The sequence below is a fragment of the Roseibium sp. genome (assembly GCF_965229775.1).
Classification (GTDB): Bacteria; Pseudomonadota; Alphaproteobacteria; order Rhizobiales; family Stappiaceae; genus Roseibium.
In genome coordinates, this window is sequence record NZ_OZ245929.1 from 4,758,405 (window position 1) to 4,778,882 (window position 20,478).

At 59.3% G+C, this 20,478-nt stretch carries 7 protein-coding genes; 5 read left to right on the top strand and 2 right to left on the bottom strand.

Annotated features, from left to right (window positions below; genetic code table 11):
- The first annotated feature begins 511 nt into the window (after positions 1–511).
- Positions 512–2,446 carry a L,D-transpeptidase family protein gene (locus ACO07N_RS21450; protein WP_421982976.1) on the top strand — a complete coding sequence of 645 codons (1,935 nt, stop codon included), beginning with the start codon at positions 512–514 and terminating at the stop codon, positions 2,444–2,446.
- A 71-nt stretch (positions 2,447–2,517) separates the two neighbouring features.
- Here the strand turns inward: ACO07N_RS21450 and ACO07N_RS21455 are convergent, their stop codons facing one another.
- A complete protein-coding gene (locus ACO07N_RS21455) occupies positions 2,518–3,723 on the bottom strand; it encodes a zinc ABC transporter substrate-binding protein (RefSeq protein ID WP_421982977.1) in 1,206 nt (401 codons plus the stop codon).
- Between the two features lie 117 nt (positions 3,724–3,840).
- Between ACO07N_RS21455 and ACO07N_RS21460 the strand changes: the two genes are divergently transcribed.
- On the top strand, positions 3,841–4,323 hold the full coding sequence (locus tag ACO07N_RS21460) for a DUF3291 domain-containing protein (RefSeq protein WP_421982978.1): 483 nt from the start codon (positions 3,841–3,843) through the stop codon (positions 4,321–4,323).
- A gap of 273 nt (positions 4,324–4,596) precedes the next feature.
- Entirely contained in the window at positions 4,597–5,874 is a 1,278-nt protein-coding gene (locus ACO07N_RS21465) for an HlyD family type I secretion periplasmic adaptor subunit (RefSeq protein ID WP_421982979.1), read from the top strand.
- Between the two features lie 98 nt (positions 5,875–5,972).
- On the opposite strand, the gene ACO07N_RS21470 is transcribed toward ACO07N_RS21465, so the two are convergent.
- Entirely contained in the window at positions 5,973–16,259 is a 10,287-nt protein-coding gene (locus ACO07N_RS21470) for a cadherin domain-containing protein (protein ID WP_421982980.1), read from the bottom strand.
- A 200-nt stretch (positions 16,260–16,459) separates the two neighbouring features.
- On the opposite strand from ACO07N_RS21470, the gene ACO07N_RS21475 reads away from it, so the two are divergent.
- Both ACO07N_RS21475 and ACO07N_RS21480 read left to right on the top strand, forming a co-directional pair.
- Positions 16,460–18,175, top strand: coding sequence for a peptidase domain-containing ABC transporter (locus ACO07N_RS21475; RefSeq protein ID WP_421982981.1), 1,716 nt, complete (start codon positions 16,460–16,462; stop codon positions 18,173–18,175).
- A complete protein-coding gene (locus ACO07N_RS21480) occupies positions 18,172–20,385 on the top strand; it encodes a peptidase domain-containing ABC transporter (protein ID WP_421982982.1) in 2,214 nt (737 codons plus the stop codon). Before ACO07N_RS21475 ends, ACO07N_RS21480 begins: the two co-directional genes overlap by 4 nt.
- Positions 20,386–20,478 lie beyond the last annotated feature (93 nt).

The following is a 20,478-nucleotide window of genomic DNA, read 5'->3' on the forward strand; positions in this document are numbered from 1 at the left end:
AGAGCTGTCCGGCTATCCTAGCCGGGCAGTATTGGCAACGGAAGCTGCAAGTTGCGCAAAGGTTTAAGCGCGGTCATGATCTCGCAGAGCACCCACTGACGGCCTGCCGGCGCTCTTGTCGAAACGGTGCACATGTACTGCTTTCGGGTGCCGGATGACCGGCGATCCCGAACACGCGCGGCAAATTCGTCACACTGTTTTGAATTCAAAAGCTGTGAATGAAGCTTGCTCTTAACCATCTCATCAAGACTGATATAGTATTAACCAGTTTGCTTTTCGTATTTCGCGGCCGTTTTCCGGACTTTTTCCGAATGAATTGGGCCGTAACGCGAGGGGACTTGGTGCGGGAGGGCAGCCTTCCGGGCAAATGATTTACGTCGGTGCGCGACGAGTGACGGCTTGAGGTGGCGCGCTGATTTTTGACCGGTTTACGAATTCGTGGGTTGAGACAATGCAGGCAAACAAGATGAAAAGTGCAACGGACGGTGCTGGCGTTTCGAGACGGGGCGGGATGAGAAGACTGTCCGTCAATTCCCTGAAAGCCTGTCTGATGGCAACTGTCCTTGCATCCGGCTTCAGTGTCGCGATGCCTGAAACGGCGTCGGCGCAGGGCCTGTTCCAGCGCCTTTTCAATCCTGAAAATCACCGCAGGCAACAGGAGCGCCAGCGTCAGGAAGAGTTGCGGAAAAAGGCGGTTTCCGTGAAGGTCGCGGCGCCGCGCTATCTCAACTACACGCCCGACACGCTGAAAAAAGTGTCCCTGGCACCGCTGTCGGAAAAGAAAACCGCGGAACTTCAGCCGGCAAGCGAAGGTGCCGAAACCGCTGACGCCGCAAACGTCGAGACGGATATCGCCCCGGTCGAGCCCGTCGTCCTGACGGCCTTCGACGAAGCGCGCCCGGCGCTGAAGGGCCTTTCGGTCACCGTTCTTCCCGAAGTCGGCGAGGCGCTGATTGCCTATTACCGCGAGCATCCGGACTTTGTCTGGGTCGACGATAACGGCGTCACACTGAAAGCTGCAAAAGCACGTCGGGAGATGGCGTCCGCCGCCGAGTACGCGCTCGTTCCCGAAGACTATTTTGTACCGCTCCCGGCGCTTTCCGGTCTTGGGGAAACAGATCGCGACGCAGCGCTGATGCGGTTTGAAATGCAGATGAGTGCCGCGGCACTGTCCTATGTCCTTGATGCAACACGCGGCAGGGTCGATCCGAACAAGATCTCCCAGTATCACGACCTGCCGAGGCACGACGTGGATCTGGTCGCAGCTCTTGAAGGCCTTTCTGCGGCGGAAGACATGCAAAGCGAGTTGGTCTCGCATCAGCCGCAAAACGATCATTTCCGGGCGCTTGCATCCGAACTGAAGCGCCTCAAGGCCGAGGATGAAGAGGCTGACCAGATCGTCATTGCACCGGGAACGTTCCTGAAAGCCGGCAAATCGAGCCCGGAGATGAAGAACATCGTCGCGGCAATCGGGAAAAACGGCTCGGACGAACTGAAGGCCGCCCATGGCGACACTCTGAGCGGATATGACGGCTCCGATGCTTACGCTCCGGCTCTGGTGAGCCTGGTGAAGGCATTTCAGAAGGAGGCCGGACTGACGCCGGACGGCATCGTCGGCAAGAACACGATCAAGGCTCTTGTCGGCGAAACCAACGCCGCGAAGATTGCGAAAGTCGAACTTGCAATGGAGCGCAGCCGCTGGATCCCCGAAGAACTCGGCAACCGCAAGGTGTTCATCAACCAGGCGGCATTCACCGCAACATATACCGCTCCGGGCGAAGATCCCCTGTCGATGCGCGTCGTGGTCGGCAAGAAATCCAACCAGACCAATTTCTTCTACGACAAGATCGAGATCGTTGAATACAATCCCTACTGGGGCGTTCCGTATTCGATCATCGTCAACGAGATGGTTCCCAAGCTTGCACGTGATCCGTCCTACCTCGACCGGGCCGGTTACGAAGTGACGACACCGGGTGGCCGCAAGATTTCCTCAGCCTCGGTCAACTGGTATGCCGTTGCCGCAAAGCAGACATCGGTGAATGTGAGGCAGTATCCGGGCCGCTCCAACGCGCTGGGGGAAGTCAAGATCCTTTTCCCGAACCGGCATCACATCTACATGCACGACACGCCGTCGAAAAACCTGTTCAACAAGGACGTGCGCGCCTACAGCCACGGCTGCATCCGTCTGCACGATCCGAAGGGCATGGCGGCGGCCGTTCTCGGCAAGTCCAAGGACTATGTGACGTCCCGGATTGCTGCGGGGCAGAACGAGCAGGAACAGGTCACGGGCGACATTCCGGTTTATGTTTCCTACTTCACCGCCTGGCCTGAACTGGATGGCAGCGGCATCGGCTACTACTCGGACATTTATGATCGCGACCGTTACCTGTTGAAGGCGATCGAGAAAACCGAGGCCGAGCGCGCAAAGGCACGGTCTGCAGGCTAAGACCAGACCCTTGAACGTGAAACGCCGGGCAACATGCCCGGCGTTTTTTTATGGCGTTTGTCGTGTGAGCGCTACGACTGTCCGGAGAGGCAGTCCGCGAGAGATTGCGACATGCTGGTGAGAAGGTTCGGATAGAGATCCGGCCCGTTCTCCAGTTCTGTTCCAAGCGGATCCAGAGTGCCTTTCCGTGCTTCGGTTCCTTCCAGGACAACATCGACAAGCTTGGCGTCGAACTGCGGTTCCTGGAAGACGCAGGTTACGTTCAGGTCGGACATCTGGTCCCGGATTTCCGCGATACGGCTGGCACTTGCGACGGTCTCGGGCGTGAGCGTGACCGCACCGCTGGCCTCGATGTCGAAGTGATGTTCGAAGTAGTGGTAGGCGTCGTGGAAGACCACGAAGTTCTTCCCTTTCGCGGGCGCCAGCGTTTCGGCGAGGTCGTCTTCGAGCGCTTCAATCCGTTCCGCGAAAGCGGCGGCGTTTTCCCGGTAGGTTGCTGCGTTATCGGGATCGACTTCTGAAAGCGTCTCCGCCATGGCGGCCGCAATCGCGATGCCGTTGTCCGGGTTCAGCCAGATATGCGGATCCATGCCGCCTGCATGGTCATGTCCTTCATGATCCGCGTGTCCGGCATGCTCTTCGTGATCATGCTCGTCGTGATCAGCATGTTTTTCATGATCGTGTTCATCATGGTCATGTTCAGCATGTTCTTCATGCTTTTCGTGGTCATGATCACCATGCTCAGCATGTTTCTCATGATCGTGTTCATCGTGATCATGCTCGGCATGTTCTTCATGCTTTTCATGGTCGTGATCATCATGCTCGGCATGCTCTTCATGATCGCCGTGATCGTGATCATGCGCGTCGAAACTGGCACCCTCGCGGAAGGGCAGCAGGTCGATACCCTTGGCCTCAAGCAGTTCGACTTCAACTGCGTCGGCAGTCATGGCTTCGATCGGCTTGGCAAGGGACGAAGACAGGGACGGGCCCACCCAGAACACGACATCTGCGCCCTGGATGAGGGCGGCCTGGGATGGCTTCAGGGCAAAACCATGTGGTGATGCTGCCCCATCGATGAGGATCTCAGGTTCGCCAACACCGTCCATGACTGCCGCAGCGATGGAGTGGATCGGCTTTATCGTCGTGACGACGCTGGGTGCATCCGCGTTTGCAGCCGACATTCCAGCGGCCAGAGCGAAGGAGCCTGCCAACACGGACCTGGTCAGCGTGCGGCCGGATTTCCTTGCGGTGTCGGAGAGGGTGGTAGAAGGTATCATGTGTCGAACCGATCGGCAGAGTAATTGTGTAACGCGTAACTTTATAACGTTGCTTCAGATCCGGCGCAAGCGCACATGCTGCGACAATGCGGCCGGAGAACACGAGGATGGGTCCAAATGCGGGAACATTACATCGCGGAACTGAATATCGCCCGGCTCAAATACGAGATCACCGATCCGCGCGTCGCTGATTTCGTCAATAACCTCAACAGGGTAAATGCGGTTGCAGAACGAAGCGAAGGGTTTGTCTGGCGTCTCGTCGAAGATGCAGGCAAGGGCGAAACGACCGTGATCATGGATGATCCCCGGGTCATCCCGAATCTCTCGGTGTGGAAGGATGTCGTCTCGTTGGAAAAGTTCGTGTTCCAAACGGTCCACAGACGCGTCTATGCGCGCAGGGCGGAATGGTTCGGGGCCATGGAGAAGATGCATTTCGTCATGTGGCCCGTGCCCGCCGGGCACCGTCCCGATCTGTCCGAGGCCCTGGACCGGCTCGACAGGCTCAACACGCTTGGGCCATCTGAAGAGGCGTTCGGATGGGACTATGCGAGAACCAACGAAATCTGGCGGACGCAACGCTGCTCCGAGACGGCTGCCTGAAGGAATCTCGTTCTTTGGCACGACCGCGCGGAGCTTCTGGCCTGCATTCAGTTGTTTACGTTGTCGGGAAAACGGAAACTGAGACCAAAAAACAAAAAGCGCATAAGAAGTAATAACTTATAGCTCATCTGAAAGAGGCGGTCGGACGCAGGAGACGCGCCCGGATTCAGCAGATGTTTACTTTAATGGCGCACTGTTCAGCCACGAGTTTCAACGTGGTTCCAGTCCGTCATGTTTCGCCGCAAGTCAGCCAAAGAAGAGTATTCACTGGATATGCCCCTGGAGCTGGAGGAGGGACCGCCTCCTTTCGCATACAGGCGCATTCTGCAAGTTCTGTCCCTGGGCGCAGCCGCCTTTCTGGGCTGGTCGGTCGTCGGACAGGTTCGGGAAGTCGCGAAGGCATCCGGGGAAATAGTCCCGGCCGGAAAGGTTCAGACCGTCGGACACCTTGAAGGCGGCATTGTCGCCGAAGTCCTGGTCCAGGAAGGCCAACTCGTCGAGAAGGGAACGCCGCTCGTCCGTCTGCAGGAAACCGCGACGTCCAGCGACCTGGAGCGCGTGCGCACACGGCTTCAGTTTCTTGAGCGCGAGGAACAGCGTCTTGTCCTCAATCCGGATTTCTCGAACATAAGCGACTTGCGATCGGGCGAGGGGTTCGATTTCAGCGAAGCCCAGCAGGCAGCCTCCGAGGCGCAACAGCGCGCGCGCGAACAGGAGCAAGAGGCCTTGAAGGCCAGGATCGATGAACGCGAGGCGGAGCTTGCCAGCGTCGTGGAGCGAATTGCGTTCCAGCGGACGCAGGTCGAGATCGAGCAGGAGAAGTTCACGATCCAGCAGACACTCTTTGATCAAGGCTATTCATCCAAGCGGCGTTTTCTCGACGCGAAATCCGCGCTTCAACTGTCACAAAGTGTGTTGAGTGAACTTGTCGGCAGGAAGGGTCGAACGGAAGCCCAGCTTGCAGAAGCAAGGGCAAGCCTCGAACGGTCGATAGCTTCTGCGGCCGAAGAGTTGGCCGAAGAGCGGAGCAGGGTTGTTCAGGAGCGAAACGAACTTGCCTTCGAGGCGGAAAAACAAAGGGACCGGTTTGACAGGCTCTTTGTGAGAGCGCCCGCGAGCGGTCATATCAAGGCGCTCAATCTCAAGGGGCCTGGCAGCGTCCTGGCTCCCGGAGATGTCGTTGCCGAAATCGTCCCGAGCAACAGCGATCTTGTCGCCGAAGTGCGCGTGTCACCGCGGGATATCGGCCACGTGGAAGTGGGCGACGAAGCCGAGATCGCAGTCACCACCTTCGATCCGAATATTCAGGGAACACTGAAAGGCGAGGTCACCGTCCTGTCCGCTTCCAGTTTCCGCGATGAATACGGCAACTACTATTTCAAGGCGTCTATCCCGCTCTCATCCAACATGATTGGGCGCGGTGCCCAGGCGGAAACGATTTCGCCGGGCATGGTCGTCGACGCCAAGATCGTCACCGGCTCCAAATCCGTCATGCAGTATCTGCTCAAACCGGTGACGCGCGCCATCGGCGATCCGTTGAGCGAGCGCTGAACGACGCGCAATGCGCGGCGAAGTCTGCAAAGAAAAGCCCGGTCGAACCGACCGGGCTTATCTGTATGTGCGCCGATAGTCGTCGGCACCTGGCTCGCCTACCAGCGAATCTCCTCGATCTGGGCAAAGTCGATCTTGCTTCCATCGCTGAAATCGATGGTCCCTTCGGCGTCTTTCGAGAGCTCCAGCCTGCCGTTCTCGGTGTCGGTCTTTTCAACCGAGCCGTTGGTGATCGTCACGGTCCAGTCGGTACCGTACTCGCCGGCTGCTGTCACGCCCGGTCCGCCGCCAAGGTCGATAACGTCGGTCCAGGCCGTGCCTGCACCGCCTTCGATGACATCGTTGCCGTCACCCAGGCCATGCATGAACAGGTCCGACCCGTCACCGCCGGAAAGCGTGTCGTCTCCGGTACCGCCGACTATGATATCGTCGCCGGAACCACCCGATATCGTGTCGTTACCACCGTCTCCGAACAGGAGGTCGCGCCCGCCATTGCCGGTAATCAGGTCATTTCCCGCCACCGATCCGCCTTCGATGCGGTCATTGTGGTCGCCGGTTGTGATTGTGTCGTTGCCTCCGACGCCGTCGACGGAATACGAACGGTCGCCCGTGCCGGTGAAACTTCCGTCGGCGAGACCGCCGGTCATTTCGTAGCTGTAAGTGCCGTTCACGTTGACGGTGAAGGTCTCGGACGCTTCCTTGCCATCCGCGGCCGTGGCCGTGACGGTGAGATCGATCGAGCTTTCCACCTGACTGTCGAAGAAAGCGTGATCGGCGATCGTCACGACACCATCCGCGTCGATGCTGAAGCGGTCGTCGCTCAGCGCATAGGTGAGGGCGCCATCGCCGGGTGTGAGTGCGGAGACGGATATGCCGACCTCCGACCCCGCGTCTGCGGTTTCGTGAATTTGGTTGCCGGTCGAGTTTGAATCAAGCAGCGTGATTTCGCTGCTGAGTGACAGGTCACCGGCGGCAACCTTGCCATCCGCGAAAGTGAACTCTTCAACATTGCTGATCGTCTTGGTGCCGTCCGGCGACCCGGAACGCGTGTCCACGATGGTGTGGCTGCCGTTGCCATTGTCGTAGATCGCATAGTCGGCCTGGTTCCCGGACAGAACCAGCATGTCGTTGCCTGCGCCGCCATCGATGCTGTCATTTCCACCGAACCCGAAAACGACGTCGTCTTCATCCGTACCGACGATCGTGTCGGCGTCCGTCGTGCCAAGTTCTATCCCGACTGTCTTGTCAAAAGTAGCCCCCTCGGCATCTGCGACCTGAACCGTGACCGTGTCGCTTTTCGCCGTGCTCGCATCGTGTTCGCGCGCGAGCGAAACAGACCCGGTATTCGAATCTATCTGGAATGCGCCGTCGCCGTCGTCCAGGAAACTGAAATGGAACGTGTCTCCGCTGTTTTCGTCGGCGACTGACTCAATGCCGGTCAGCGTTGAGCCTGCTGCGATGGTCTCTTCCCCGGCACCATTCGAGACGATGACGGCATTGCTGCCCGGGTCACCCCAGTCTCCTCCGGAAACCGGATGTTCGGTGAGGCCGGTGATGGTGGCGTCGCCGCTGACCGTGATCTGGTAGGGTCCGGTCGATGAACCGGACGTCGGATAGTCAGATCCGCTATCCAGCGCTTCGCCGCTATCGAGAGGATAGCTTCCGATGACAACCATGTAGGTTCCGGCTTCAAGACCGGTCTGGCTCAGGTAGCTGTCATAGGACGAGGTGCTGCCGTCACTGCCTGCGGCACCGTCATCATTGCTGGCAACGAGGGTGAAATCACCGCCGCCATTGTCCCGGTAAAGATAGATCTGGCTGTCGAGGCTGCCTGATTCATATCCCCCGGCCAGCACGTCGATGGTCAGGTCGCCGCCATCGTGACTGATTGACCAGTGATCGACCGACTGGTTGCCGAACCCGTCGGAAACGATCTCGCCCGTGACCACCGCATCGCCGCCGACAACTTCAGTGATCGATAGGCTTTCATTGGCGGTGAGGGTAACGTCGGTCGGTGCCAGATTGACGATGTCGGCGAGTGAATAGGTGCCGTCGGCGAATTCGAAATTTTCGACATTCGTGAGCGTATCCGTTCCGTCGGGTGAACTGGGCCGGGTGTCAACGATCGTGACGGTTCCGGCATTCTCGGAAACGGTGTAGTCCGAAAGATTGCCGGAAAAACGGGCCGTGTCCGTACCCGTGCCGCCGTCGATGGTGTCGTCACCCTCGCTTCCCGCAAGTGTATCGTTGCCAGCGCCGCCGATGATGTTGTCGTCGCTCGTCGATCCGGTAATGGCATCATCCCGGTCCCGACCTTCGATCTGGTCCACGCCGGTCAGTTCGACACCGGTGAAGTCCCAGTCGATCTGGGAATCGCTGCGCTGTGCTCTCAGCGTTTCGCCGGAGACGCCGCTTCCGTCGATTTCCTCGATTCCCTGGGTCGCCGCATTGAAGGTATCTTCCAGCTCGAACTCGGTGCCGGTATTCTCGGAAAGAACGATCCGGTCCGTTCCCGTCGTGCCGGTGTCCGATATGATGTCCGCCCGGCCGTCGCCGTGAAGCATGTAGGTATCGCTGCCTTCGCCGCCCTGCAGGGCATCGTTGTCCGCGCCTGCGCCGCCGTCCAGCGTGTCGTCACCGGCACCGCCGATGATGGTGTCCGTGCCGTCGCCCCCATCCATGTCGCCGCCATCGTCATGTGCGGTGATGGTATCGTTGCCGGTTCCACCCGTGATGGAGCTTTCCGCAACCCCGGTATCGGTCATCGTGACGCCGGTGTCCGCCAGTTCCATGCTTTCGGCGACATCGGCCACGTTGATTGTGAAAGTTTCCTCGGAGGTCGAACCGTCCGTCGAGGTTGCCGTGACGACGACATCAATGCTCGGCTCTGTCTCGTAGTTGAATTCCGCGCCGGCTGCGACAGTGACTGTACCATCGTCCGCCACCTCGAAGCGGGCGTCATCGACGGAATAGGAAACGCTATCGGATACATTGGAGTCTTCGGCGCTGACCGTGACGCCGACGCTGTCTCCGGCCGCCGCGTTTTCCGAGATCGCGTCGTCCGATGCGTCCGTGTCACTCACGGCGCTGACCCGTTCCGCGATCAGGTCGCCGGCCAGCACGTTACCGTCGGCAAAGGTGAAGATCTCCACGTCATGGACTGTATCCGTCCCATCAGGCGAATCCGGGCGCGTATCGGAAATCGTGTAGGACCCGTCGGCATTCTGAACGATGTCGTAGTCGTCGCGGTCTCCGGAATAGATGGCGGTGTCGGTGCCGCTGCCGCCGGAAATCCGGTCGTTACCGGCGTCGCCCTGGAGCGTATCGTCGTCTTCCTCGCCGGAGAGGTTGTCGTTTCCGGTGCCGCCGAGAAGCGTGTCGTCGCCGCCGCCGCCATAAATGGTGTCGTTGCCGGAGCCTCCATCCAGCAGGTTTGCTTCGGTGTTGGGTCTTGTTCCCATCTCATCGTCGATGAAGTCGTCGCCGTCGCCGCCGTAAACCGTATCGGCGCCTGTGCCGAACTCGATGTGGTCATCGCCCTTGCCGCCGTGGATGGTATCGTCGCCGCCGCCACTGAAGATTTTGCTGCCGTCGTCATGCGCGGTGATGGTTTCCGCTGCGTCCGTTCCGTGGATCTCCGGTTCGGCGACACCTTCATCGACAAAAACGGTTTGACCGGGCTGCAGACTGAATGTCTCGGCAACATCGGAAACGGCGATCTCGACGACGTCCTGCGAGCTCGTTCCGTCAGAAGAGGTGGCCGTGATCGTGAGAGAGATGGTCGGTTCGGTTTCGAAATCGAACGAAGCACCGGACGCAACCGTGACCGTGCCGTCGGCAGCGACATCGAAGCGCGCATCGTCAACGGTGTAGGTCACCGCGTCGGTGATATCGGCATCGGCGGCCGATGCCGTCACACCGACGGTTGTTCCCTCGGTCGCATCCTCGGCAATGGTGTTTGCGCTGCCGTCCGTGTCCGTGACGGCGGTAACGCCGGTTTCGTTGACATCGGATACGTCGATCGTGAAGGTTTCTTCAGACCTTGAGCCGTCGGAGGAGTGAGCCGTGACCGTGACGTCGATCGAGCCTTCCGTTTCCGCATCGAACGACGCACCTGCGGCAACAGTCACCGTGCCGTCGGCAGCGACGTCGAAGCGCGCATCGTCAACAGTGTAGGTAACCGTGTCGGTGATATCGGCATCGGTGGCCGATGCCGTCACACCGACTGTTGTTCCCTCGGCTGCATCCTCGGCAATGGTGTTGGCGCTGCCGTCCGTGTCCGTGACCGCGGAAACGCTGGTTTCGTTGACGTCTGATACGTCGATTGTGAAAGTTTCTTCAGACGTTGAGCCGTCCGAGGAGTGAGCCGTGACCGTGACGTCGATCGAGCCTTCCGTTTCCGCGTCGAACGAGGCTCCCGCAGCAACGGTGACTGTGCCGTCGGCGGCGACATCGAAGCGAGCATCGTCGACGGTATAGGAAACCGTGTCGGTGACATCGGTATCGGCGGCTGATGCCGTCACGCCAACCGCCGTTCCCTCGGCCGCGTCCTCGGAAATCGTGTTGGCGGAAGCGTCCGTATCCGCAACAGCGGACACGCCGGTTTCGTTGACATCGGCCACATCGATTGTGAAGGTTTCTTCGGATGTCGATCCGTCCGAGGAATGAGCCGTGACCGTGACGTCGATCGAAGCTTCCGTTTCCGCGTCGAAGGAAGCGCCTGCAGCAACGGTGACCGTGCCGTCGGCCGCGACATCGACGCGCGCATCATCGACGGTGTAGGTCACCGTGTCGGACGCATCGTCGTCGGCGGCCGCTACAGTCACGCCGACCGTCGTTCCCTCGGCCGCATCCTCGGCAATCGTGTTGGCGCTGCTGTCCGTGTCCGTGACGGCTGTAACCGCAAACTCGTTGATGTCGGCGACCGTGATCGTGAAGGTTTCCTGGGACGCGGAGCCATCGGTCGACGTGACCGTCACCACTACATCGATCGTTCCCTCCGTTTCCGCGTCAAACGTCGCTCCGTCGGCGACGGTCACCGTGCCGTCGGCGGCAATGTCGAAACGGCTGTCATCGACCGAATAGGACACGGCATCGCTGACGTCTCCGTCGGACGCTGACGCGGTAATACCGACTTCGGTGCCAGCTGCGGCGCTCTCTGCAATCGAATTGACCGAAGCATCCGTATCCGTGACGGCGGACACGTCCATTTCGTCGACATCTGCGATCGCGATTTCGAAAGTTTCGGACGACGTCGATCCGTCGCTGGAGGTCGCGGTGATGGTGACGTTGACGGTTGCTTCGGTTTCTGCGTCGAACGTCGCACCTTCCGCAACAGTAACCGACCCGTCATCGGCAACGGTGAAGCGGTCGTCGTCGACCGTATAGGAGACGGTATCGGTTGCGTCGTCATCCGTCGCGGCAACGCTCACGCCGGTCTCTTCACCCGCGCCCGCATCTTCACTCAGGATGTTGGCAGCCCCATCCTCGTCCGTAATCGCCGAGACGGAATATTCCGAGATGTCGGAAATGAAGACGGTCACGTCTTCGCTATAGGAGAGGCCGCCTGAGTCGGTTGTCGTCACGGTCAGCGTGACGCTGTCGGCGCTTTCGCGATCAAGGCTCTCGGTGTCCCTGAGCTTCAGCACCATCAAGCCGATGCCGTTTGCGACGATCTCGAAGCGGTTGTCCGAGACGGAATAGGTGTGCTTGTCGCTGACATCCGCGTCGGTGGACGAGACGCTTCCGACCACCGCGCCATTCACGCCTTCGGCAATGGTCAGCGGAATTTGGGTCAGGGAAATGTTGTCGAGCAGCGCGCCGTAGCTGTTGTTGTCTTCCGCCGTTTCGCGGAACTCGAGAACATCTTCCCCACCGGTGCCGACAACCTGAAGGTCCATTGACGCCCAGTCGCCGGTCTCCGGATCGAACCGCGAGATCAGTTCGTCGTTCCAGTAGACCTCGACCGTGCTGGTCTCGGAGCTTGACCGCGCCATTGCATCGAAGGACAGGTCATAGACCTGCCCAAGTGTCGTTTCGACGGACTGCGAGATCGAATTCACACCTCCGTCCGAATCGAGTTCCAGATGCTTGTCACCGTCCGTGGCATCGACGCTGCCGAGATTGTTCCAGACTTCGATTGATCCTTCCGAGGACCAGGAACCGGAGGGATCGGACTTGGTGTGTGTCCAGGACCCGTTCGAAACGTCAAAGGCTTCGAAACTTCCATTCTGGATCAGGTTTCCGGGCTGTCCCGTGATCAGAATATCCGTCGGCGCGTTGTCGTTGACGTTTCTGACCTCCACGGTGAAGGTCTGCGAAGAGGTCGAACCGTCCGAGGATTCCGCCGTGACGGTGACATCGACCGAAGCCTCTGTTTCAGCATCGAAGGATGCGCCTTCGGCAACCGTAACCGTGCCGTCATCAGCGATCTCGAAGCGCTCGTCGTCGACCGAATACGTGACGGTGTCCGAGACGTCGTCGTCCGCGGCGTAGGCCGTGACCCCGATTTCGGTGCCCGAAGCGGCATCTTCGGAAACGATGTTTTGGGACGCATCAACGTCCTCGACATCGGAGGCATCGAACTCGTCGACATCGGCGACCGTGATCGTGAATGTCTGCTGGCTCGACGTTCCATCGCTCGATACTGCCGTCACGACGACGTCAAGCGATCCTTCGGTTTCCGCATCGAACTCCGCGTCTTCCGCAACGCGCACCGTGCCGTCCGCATCGATTTCGAAACGGCCGTCGTCGACGGAATAGGAGACGGTGTCACTGACATTCGGATCTTCGGCATGCGCCGTGACGCCGACAAGCGACCCGGCTGCTGCGTCCTCCGAGAGCGTGTTTTCGGCATCATCCGAGTCTGTGATTGCAGTTATATCTTGCGCGATGAGATCGCCAGCGAGAACATCGCCATCCGAAAAGCGGAAATTCTCGACATTGCGAACGGTATCCGTGCCATCCGGCGCGCCATCGCGCATATCCGTGACCGTAAAACTTCCGTCCGGGTTCTCGGTGATATCGTAGTCATCGCGGCTGCCGCTGAAGACCGCCGTATCGGCGCCCGCGCCGCCGTCAAGTTGATCGTCTCCGGCGCCGCCGGTCAGCGTGTCGTTGCCATCCGCGCCGTCAATGACACCGCCGTCTTCATGCGCGGTGATCGTGTCATTGCCGGAACCGCCGGTAATGCTGGTTTCGGCGACCCCCGTATCGGTGAAGACGACACCGCCGTCATTCAAGATGAGGTTTTCGGCGACATCGTCGAAGCCGACGGTGAAGGTCTTTTCGATGGAGGCTCCGCCGGGATCGGTCGCGGTCACGGTGACCTTGACGGACGGGTCGGATTCAAAATCGATGCTGACGCCGTCCTTCAGCTTCAAGGTGCCGCCGAGGACCTCGAAACGGTCGTCGGAGACGGCATAGGTGTGCACGTCGTCATTGTCCGGATCCGAGACGGACAATGCACCGACAATGGCGCCTGCGCTGTTTTCGGAGAGGGCGGCGGTGTTGAAGTTGTCCAGCGTCGCATCCGCATAGACGGAGAGACCTTCGTCGTGGATTTCTCCAAGGAAATCTCCGCCGACATGGCCCTGACTGTGTCCTGAAATGTCGCCGACACCGATACCGTCGCCACCGTCCCAATCGCCGTCAGGCCATCCGGAGCGCTGCGCTGCAAGGCTGTTGCTCCGATCCATATCGTCGAGCGCAAGCGTATCCGAAAGAAGCAGCGTGATCGTGCCGGCATCCTTGCTGAGTTCCAGAAGGAAATTGTAATCGGTGCCGGGAGATATTTCCGCGCTCAGTTCAAGATTGTTGCTGTCGCCCGCGTAAACGTTCAGCCGCCCGTCTTCGATGACGACATTGAGCCCGAAGACATTGCCGCCCGTTTCAAAAAGCGTTTGTGCCGTGGAGACGTCCCCGGCCGTCGTAAACGACAGGGCAAAGACGTTGTTGTCGGTTTCAAGCCCGAGTTCTGAGATGCTGGTGCTGGATGTGTAGCCGTCGGCGGCGGTGAAATCGGCCTTGTTTTCCGTATCCAGTTCAAGCGTGGCCGGCGCTTCATTCACATCCTGGACCGCGATCGAAAACTCTTCGGAGTGGCTCAACCCGCCGGCGTCCGTCACCTTGACGGTGATCGTGTGGGTGTCGGCGGTTTCGTGATCGAGAAGGGCGCCGTCCTTGACGCGGATTTCGTCGCCAACGATCTCGAAATAGCCGGACGGATCGTTCATGATCTCGTAAGTGTGTGTGTCCCCGTCATCGGGATCTGTTGTCGAGAGCCGCGCGACGACCGTTCCACCCGCGCTGTTTTCGTCAACAACCGGCTGCATGTAGGTCTCGAGGGTCGCATCGGCATAGACCGAAACGCCGTCGTCGCCAATGGTTCCGAGGAAGTCGCCTCCCGCGTGCCCCTGGCTGTGGTCCGCCAGTGTGCCGACGCCAATGCTGTTGCCCCCGTCCCAGTCGGTATCGGTCCAGCCATCCTTTTGGTCAGCGAGGCTGTTGTCCGCGTTCATCTCGTTGAGAGGCAGTTCGTCAGATACCAACAGGGTGAGGGTGTTCGTTTCCTTGTTGAGTTCAAGCGCCAGATTGTAGTCTTTCCCGGCCTCGACAGGCGTGCTCAGTTCGACATTGTTGCCTTCGCCGGCATAGACATTGAGGACGCCGTTCTCGATGACGATGTTCAGGCCATAGTAGTTCCCGCCGGTTTCAAACAGTGTCTGCGCGGTCTCCACGTCGCCGGACGTGGAAAACGAGACGGTCACGACAGTCCTGTCTGCTTCCAGGCCGAGGTCGGAAATACTTGTCGGAGATGTATAGCCGTCCGAAGCCGTGAAATCCGCCGCGGCAACCGAAGCGCTGAGATCGATATCTCCGGGTGTCTCGTTGATGTCGTTGACCGCGATGGTGACATCTTCCGAATAGGAATGACCGGCCGCGTCCGTGACCGTGAGGGTCAGAGTGTGCTCTTCCGCCGCTTCATGATCGAGCAGGGCGCCGGTCTTGACCCGGATCTCGTCTCCGACGATCTCGAAATAGCCGGACGGATCATCCGCGATTTCATAGACATGTGTATCGCCTGCATCCGCATCGGAGACGGACAGCTTCGCAACGACCGTTCCAGCGGAACTGTTTTCATCGATATCGGCGTCTGAAAGCTGGATATCGGACGGGGTTTCGTCGTTGATGTCCGTGACGCTGATCGAAAAGGTTTCGCTCGAGCTGGAGCCATCGCTCGACGTCGCCGTTACCGTGAAGCTGACATCGCCTTCCGTGTCGGCATCGAAAACGGCGCCTTCTGCCAGCGTGACAACGCCGTCCGCATCGATCTCGAAACGGGGATCGTCGACTGCGTAAGAGACGGTTGCCGTGGCGTCTTCGTCGGTGGCCCGGGCCGTGACGCCGACAGCAGTCCCGGCCCCGGCGTCTTCGCTGATCCGGTTTGCAGCGCTGTCGACATCCGTTACGGCCGAAATGTCGCTCTCATCGACGTCGCCCACCTCGATCGTGAAAGTTTCTTCGCTTGATTGACCGTCCGCGGCAAGGGCGCGCACGACAATATCGTGCGAACCGGCCGTTTCGGCGTCCAGTTCACCGGCAACGGTCACCACGCCGGTCATGGGGTCGATGGCAAACAGGCCGTTCGCGTCGTCAACCAGGCTATAGGTGACACCGGAGGCGTCGGCTGTTTCGGCGTTCGCGGTAATGCCGGTGAGCGCGCCGATCGCGGCATCTTCGTCAACGGCATTCTGATCGTTGTCGATATCCGAAACGCCGGACAAATCGGAACTCGTCTCTGTTGCCGGCTCTTGTTCCTCGTTCGAACCGGCGACCGGCACGGAATCTGTTGCCGGAATCGCGGCGGCCTGAGCCTCGGAATCCGGCTGACCGGTCGCGGGATCGACGGCGGCTGGATCGTTGAGGCTGACGCCTGACGGCTCTGCCCGTTCAACGAGGGGCGCTGAAGCGGAACTGCCGCTGTTCTTGACGATCGTATCGGTGGAGGGGCGCTCGTCGGCTCCGGGTTCGGCAGTTCTCTCTGCGCCCTCGTCGGCCGCACCCGCGGCGACAGGCGCGTCGTCCCTTGTTGGCTGCGCACCGTCTTCAGTACTGGGCGAGGGTGCGCCGTCCTTGAGGTCTTCCTCCGGCAGGGGTTTGTCCAGGTGGCTGCCCAGGTGCAGATTGGAAATCACCTGCTCGCTGGAAGCGCCCATGTCCTGTTCAAGGTGATAGTCGTGTGCCTTGTCGAGATGCCGGTCTTTGGAATCGAGAAGGCCGGAATGAAGATATTCGTCGGAACCCAGCGTCGAACTGGAATCCCCGCTGCCATCATTGGCCTGGGGCTTGCTGTCGGAGGTCCGATTTTCGGTGTCTTTTGCCATGCGGCCGCCTGCTCACACGATTTCCATCATGCGAGTGAACGATGTTGTCCTTAATAAAGCGAAAAATTTCCGAGAAAATTCTTTTTAATTTCAGAAATATATTCGTGCGCAAGCCCTTAAGGTAAACGTTTTTTTAAACCCGCCGGAGCACCTTGTGAGGACGTGGGGACGACTCTGGTTAGTCAATGTTGAAATCATTCTTGTCATCTTTTTTTCTGCGCAGAATGCGTGTCGCGCATTCTCCAAGCGGCAAATGGATATCGTCTCCGCGACTTCCCCGGGATGTTGTGGTCGCTTCGATCTTCGCAAATATCCTCGGTCTGGCAATGCCGCTCGCTGTGCTTCAGGTTTATGACCGGGTTCTGCCGAATGCATCGACGGACACATTGCTGGTTCTCACATTCGGGGTCGTTTGCGTTCTTGCCGCCGATGGTCTCATCAAGGTCGCGCGGGCTGCCGTCGTCGGCAGACTGGGGGCAAGTTTCAATCACCAGGCGCACAAGGAACTGTTCCGGCGCGTGCTGGATGCAAAACCCGAAAACTTCGCCGGCACGCCGGTCTCACTTCAGGTTCACCGGCTGAGATCGCTGCAGTCCATCGCCGATCACTACGGCGACCAGGGGCGGTTGCTCGCAATCGATCTTCCTGCCGGAGGAATTTTCCTCGCGGTTCTGGTCTTCATAGCCGGACCATTGGCTCTGGTGCCTGTTGTCCTGCTCGCGGTCTTCATCCTGTTCGCGCTTCACCGCAGCCGGGTGCTTCAAAAGGTGGTTGCGGACCGGGCCGCGCAGGACGACCGGAAATCCGATTTCGTGCTCGAAGTGCTGTCTGGCGCCAAGACGGTCAAGTCGCAGTCGATGGAAGCATTGATGATTCGCCGTTTCGAGCGCTTGCAGAAGGAAACGGCGAACCTGAGCGCCCGCTACATGCTTCTGGCGGGGCAGGCCCGCGACGCCTCGACGGTGTTTGCGACACTGACGACCGTCTTCGTCGTCCTGTTCGGTGCCGTCATGGTCATCAACGACGGCTTCAGCATCGGCGGTGTCGCGGCGAGTACGCTTTTGTCCGGGCAGTTCGTGCAACCTTTTCTTCGCGCGATCAACCACCTGACGGACATGCAGCGCCTGAAGCATGATTATGCGCAGGTCGAAAAACTGTTCGATCTTCCGCCGGTCGAAAAACGGGCGGAACTGAAGACGGATCCGGTCGGTTCAGTCGAACTGATAAACGTCTCGATGGATATCCAGAATGCGCGGCGGCAGGTTTTCACGAATGTGAATTTGTCGATCAAGCCGGGTGAATTTGTCGGCTTCAGCGGCGCGGACGGGAGCGGCAAGAGCACCTTGATGAAGCTCTTCGCCGGGGAACTGTCGCCTCTTGCCGGGGACGTCCTCGTCGGTGGGCATGATTTCTCCGGTCCGTTGAAACATGCCCTGCGCAAACACGTTGCCTATGTCGACAGCCGGTCGGCTGTGTTCAACGGCTCGATCATCGAGAACCTGACCATGTTCGGCGCGGTCTCCGACATCGCGCGCGCCCGGATGGCCGCTAAACTGATCGGTCTGGAAAAGGAAATCCATCTGCTTCCGAGAGGTTACGACACGCAGCTCGGCGCCGATCTCGGAGGAAAGGTCCCGGCCTCGACCTTGCAGCGCATTTGCATCGCAAGGGCGCTGGCGGGGGAGCCGAAAATCCTGATTCTCGACGAGGCAAATGCACAGCTGGACCAGCAGGCTGAAAAGGGACTCATCAGCGCGCTCTACCGCTTGAAGGGACATCTGACCGTCATCATCGTTGCGCACCGCCCGTCAATGCTTGCCGTCGCCGACCGCCAGTACCGGCTTGAAGACGGCAGGATCCACGAGATCACGCAGGAAACCGGACCCAATCCGCAAAGTGTGGAGATTTCAGCGTGACCCGTGCCCTGTTCGATCTTGAGGACCTGAACCCGCAGACCAATCCCGTTCACCGTCAATGGAATGAATTGTCGGATCAATTGGGAAACGAAGCCGCCGAAACGGCCTTCAACAAGCTGAGTGAAGGAAAGACCCCGGCCGAGAGATGTCTTGTGCCGTTGCTGCGCGAGATGAACTGGCAGGGCAATGACCGGCTCCTGTTCGAAGCTCTGCCGCACTTCGACCGGATCGCGTCGATCCAGGACCTCAGAACGGTCCTGAACAGGATAAACGTTTCGTCCACCCGCTACCGCGCCAATCCCGCCGACATTGCCGTTTCGCAACTTCCGTGCATCAGCGTGACGGCCGACGACGTTCTGGTGCTCGCGACCAAAACCGAGAGCGGGGACTTTCGCGCCTTTTCCGGCTTGAAGGGTGAAGCCGTCATCGTCTCGGCGAAGGACATCGCGCGGCACGAGGTCTACACGGTCGCGGAAGAGACGGAAACGGACAGGAACGCTTCCGGCAACCGCCGTTGGTCGTCACTGGCGTCAAAACAGTTCCGCACCAGCATCGTTTCAATCCTGGCGATCGGCTTCGTGCTCAATATTCTCGCTTTGGGGCCGCCATTGTTCATCATGGCGATCTACGACAAGGCGATGGGTGCCAAGTCGATCGAGGTGCTTCTGACGATGGCAGCAGGCATTGGCATCATCGTCCTGAGCGAACTGGCTCTGCGCAAGACCAAGAACACCCTGCAGTCCTATCTCGGCGGGCGCGTCGACGCGATTGTCGGCAACAAGACTTTTGAGAGGATTTTGCATCTTCCCTATTCGATGCTTGCCGAAGCCCCGATCGGAACCCAGGTCATGCGGTTGCGGTATTTCGACAGCGTTCGCGACATATTTCAAAGCGCGCTTTTCACCGCGATCGTCGATATCCCGTTCACGCTGATCTTCATTGCAGCGATCTTTCTGATCGGCGGGCCTGTTGCCTATCCGCCGCTTGCACTGCTTATCATCTATTCTGTCATCGCCGTTTACGTGTTGCCCAAGGTCCAGCGCGAAGTGGCCGCGGTCGGCGAGCACAAGTCGAAGCTGAACAGTTTCATGATCGAAACGCTTCGAAACCAGCGTACCCTCCGGGATCTTTCGGTCGAAGATACCTGGCTCGAACGCTTTTCCGGCCTGTCAGCCAACTTCAACAAGTCTAACATCCATGCGCGCAATCTGACTCACCAGTTGCAGACGGTGTCGCAGACGCTCATGACGATCTGCGGCGTGTTTGTGCTGGGAATAGGCGCGTTGCAGGTGATGAACGGCGACATGAGTCTCGGGGCGCTCATTGCCACGATGGCCTTGTCCTGGCGTGTTCTCAACCCGATGAACCAGGCCTTCCTGAGCATCACGCAGCTTGCACAAAGCAGAACGGTGCTCGAGCAGATCGACAATCTGATGAAGGTGCCGCTGGAGCGCGAACCCGGCTATCTGCCAAGGATCACCCGCGACATTCAGGGAGACCTGAAGATCACCTCGCTCGTGCTGCGCTATCCCGGTGCCACCGAGGCGTCGCTGAAAGGCGTCGAACTGACCGTCAAACAGGGTGAACTGCTCGCGATCACCGGCCCGAGCGGCTCCGGCAAATCGACCCTCTTTCAAGCCATCACGGGTCTCTATCAGCCCCAGGTCGGGTCCATTCTTTTCGACGGACTGGACGTTCGCCAGCTGGACTCGGCCGAATGGCGATCGCGGATCGGCTACGCACCTGACGACCTCGATTTCTTCTACGGAACCGTCAAGCAGAACCTGCTTCTTTCAGAGCCGGGAGCGAGTGACAGCCGGATCTTCGAAACCGCCGAAGGCCTCGGTCTCCTGTCCTATCTTGAGGAAAACTTCGAGGGCCTGGAGACGCGCCTGAACAGCGAAGTTCTGAAGAAGATTCCGGACAACATGAAACAGCGCATCGTGCTTGCCCGGGCGCTCGTCAAGAGGGTGCCGCTCTACCTCTTCGACAACCCCGGCATGCATCTCGATTTCGACGGTGATCGCAAGTTCATGGACATGATCGGACAGCTGCATGGCAAGGCCACCGTTCTGATCAACACGCAACGTCCAAGCCACATGAAAATGGCCGACCGCGTGGTCGTGTTCAATTCCGGCCAGATCGCGATGATGGGCCCGCCTAGCCAGGTCGTTCCGGTCCTGATGGGACAGACCGCCAAGGCCGGCTGAGCCTGGTGCGCAGGAAAGAGTGCAAATCAAGTTGTTTAGGGTCGAGACCCGTCAATCGGCATGGAAACGGTTGCGGAACACGGGGCTGGGCAA

What these genes read in the sequence shown, in the direction of transcription:
- ACO07N_RS21460 (WP_421982978.1), top strand. Translation starts at nt 3,841, where the DNA reads ATGCGGGAACATTACATCGCGGAACTGAATATCGCCCGGCTCAAATAC.
- ACO07N_RS21465 (WP_421982979.1), top strand. Translation starts at nt 4,597, where the DNA reads ATGCCCCTGGAGCTGGAGGAGGGACCGCCTCCTTTCGCATACAGGCGC.
- ACO07N_RS21450 (WP_421982976.1), top strand. Translation starts at nt 512, where the DNA reads ATGAGAAGACTGTCCGTCAATTCCCTGAAAGCCTGTCTGATGGCAACT.
- ACO07N_RS21470 (WP_421982980.1), bottom strand. Translation starts at nt 16,259, where the DNA reads ATGGCAAAAGACACCGAAAATCGGACCTCCGACAGCAAGCCCCAGGCC.
- ACO07N_RS21455 (WP_421982977.1), bottom strand. Translation starts at nt 3,723, where the DNA reads ATGATACCTTCTACCACCCTCTCCGACACCGCAAGGAAATCCGGCCGC.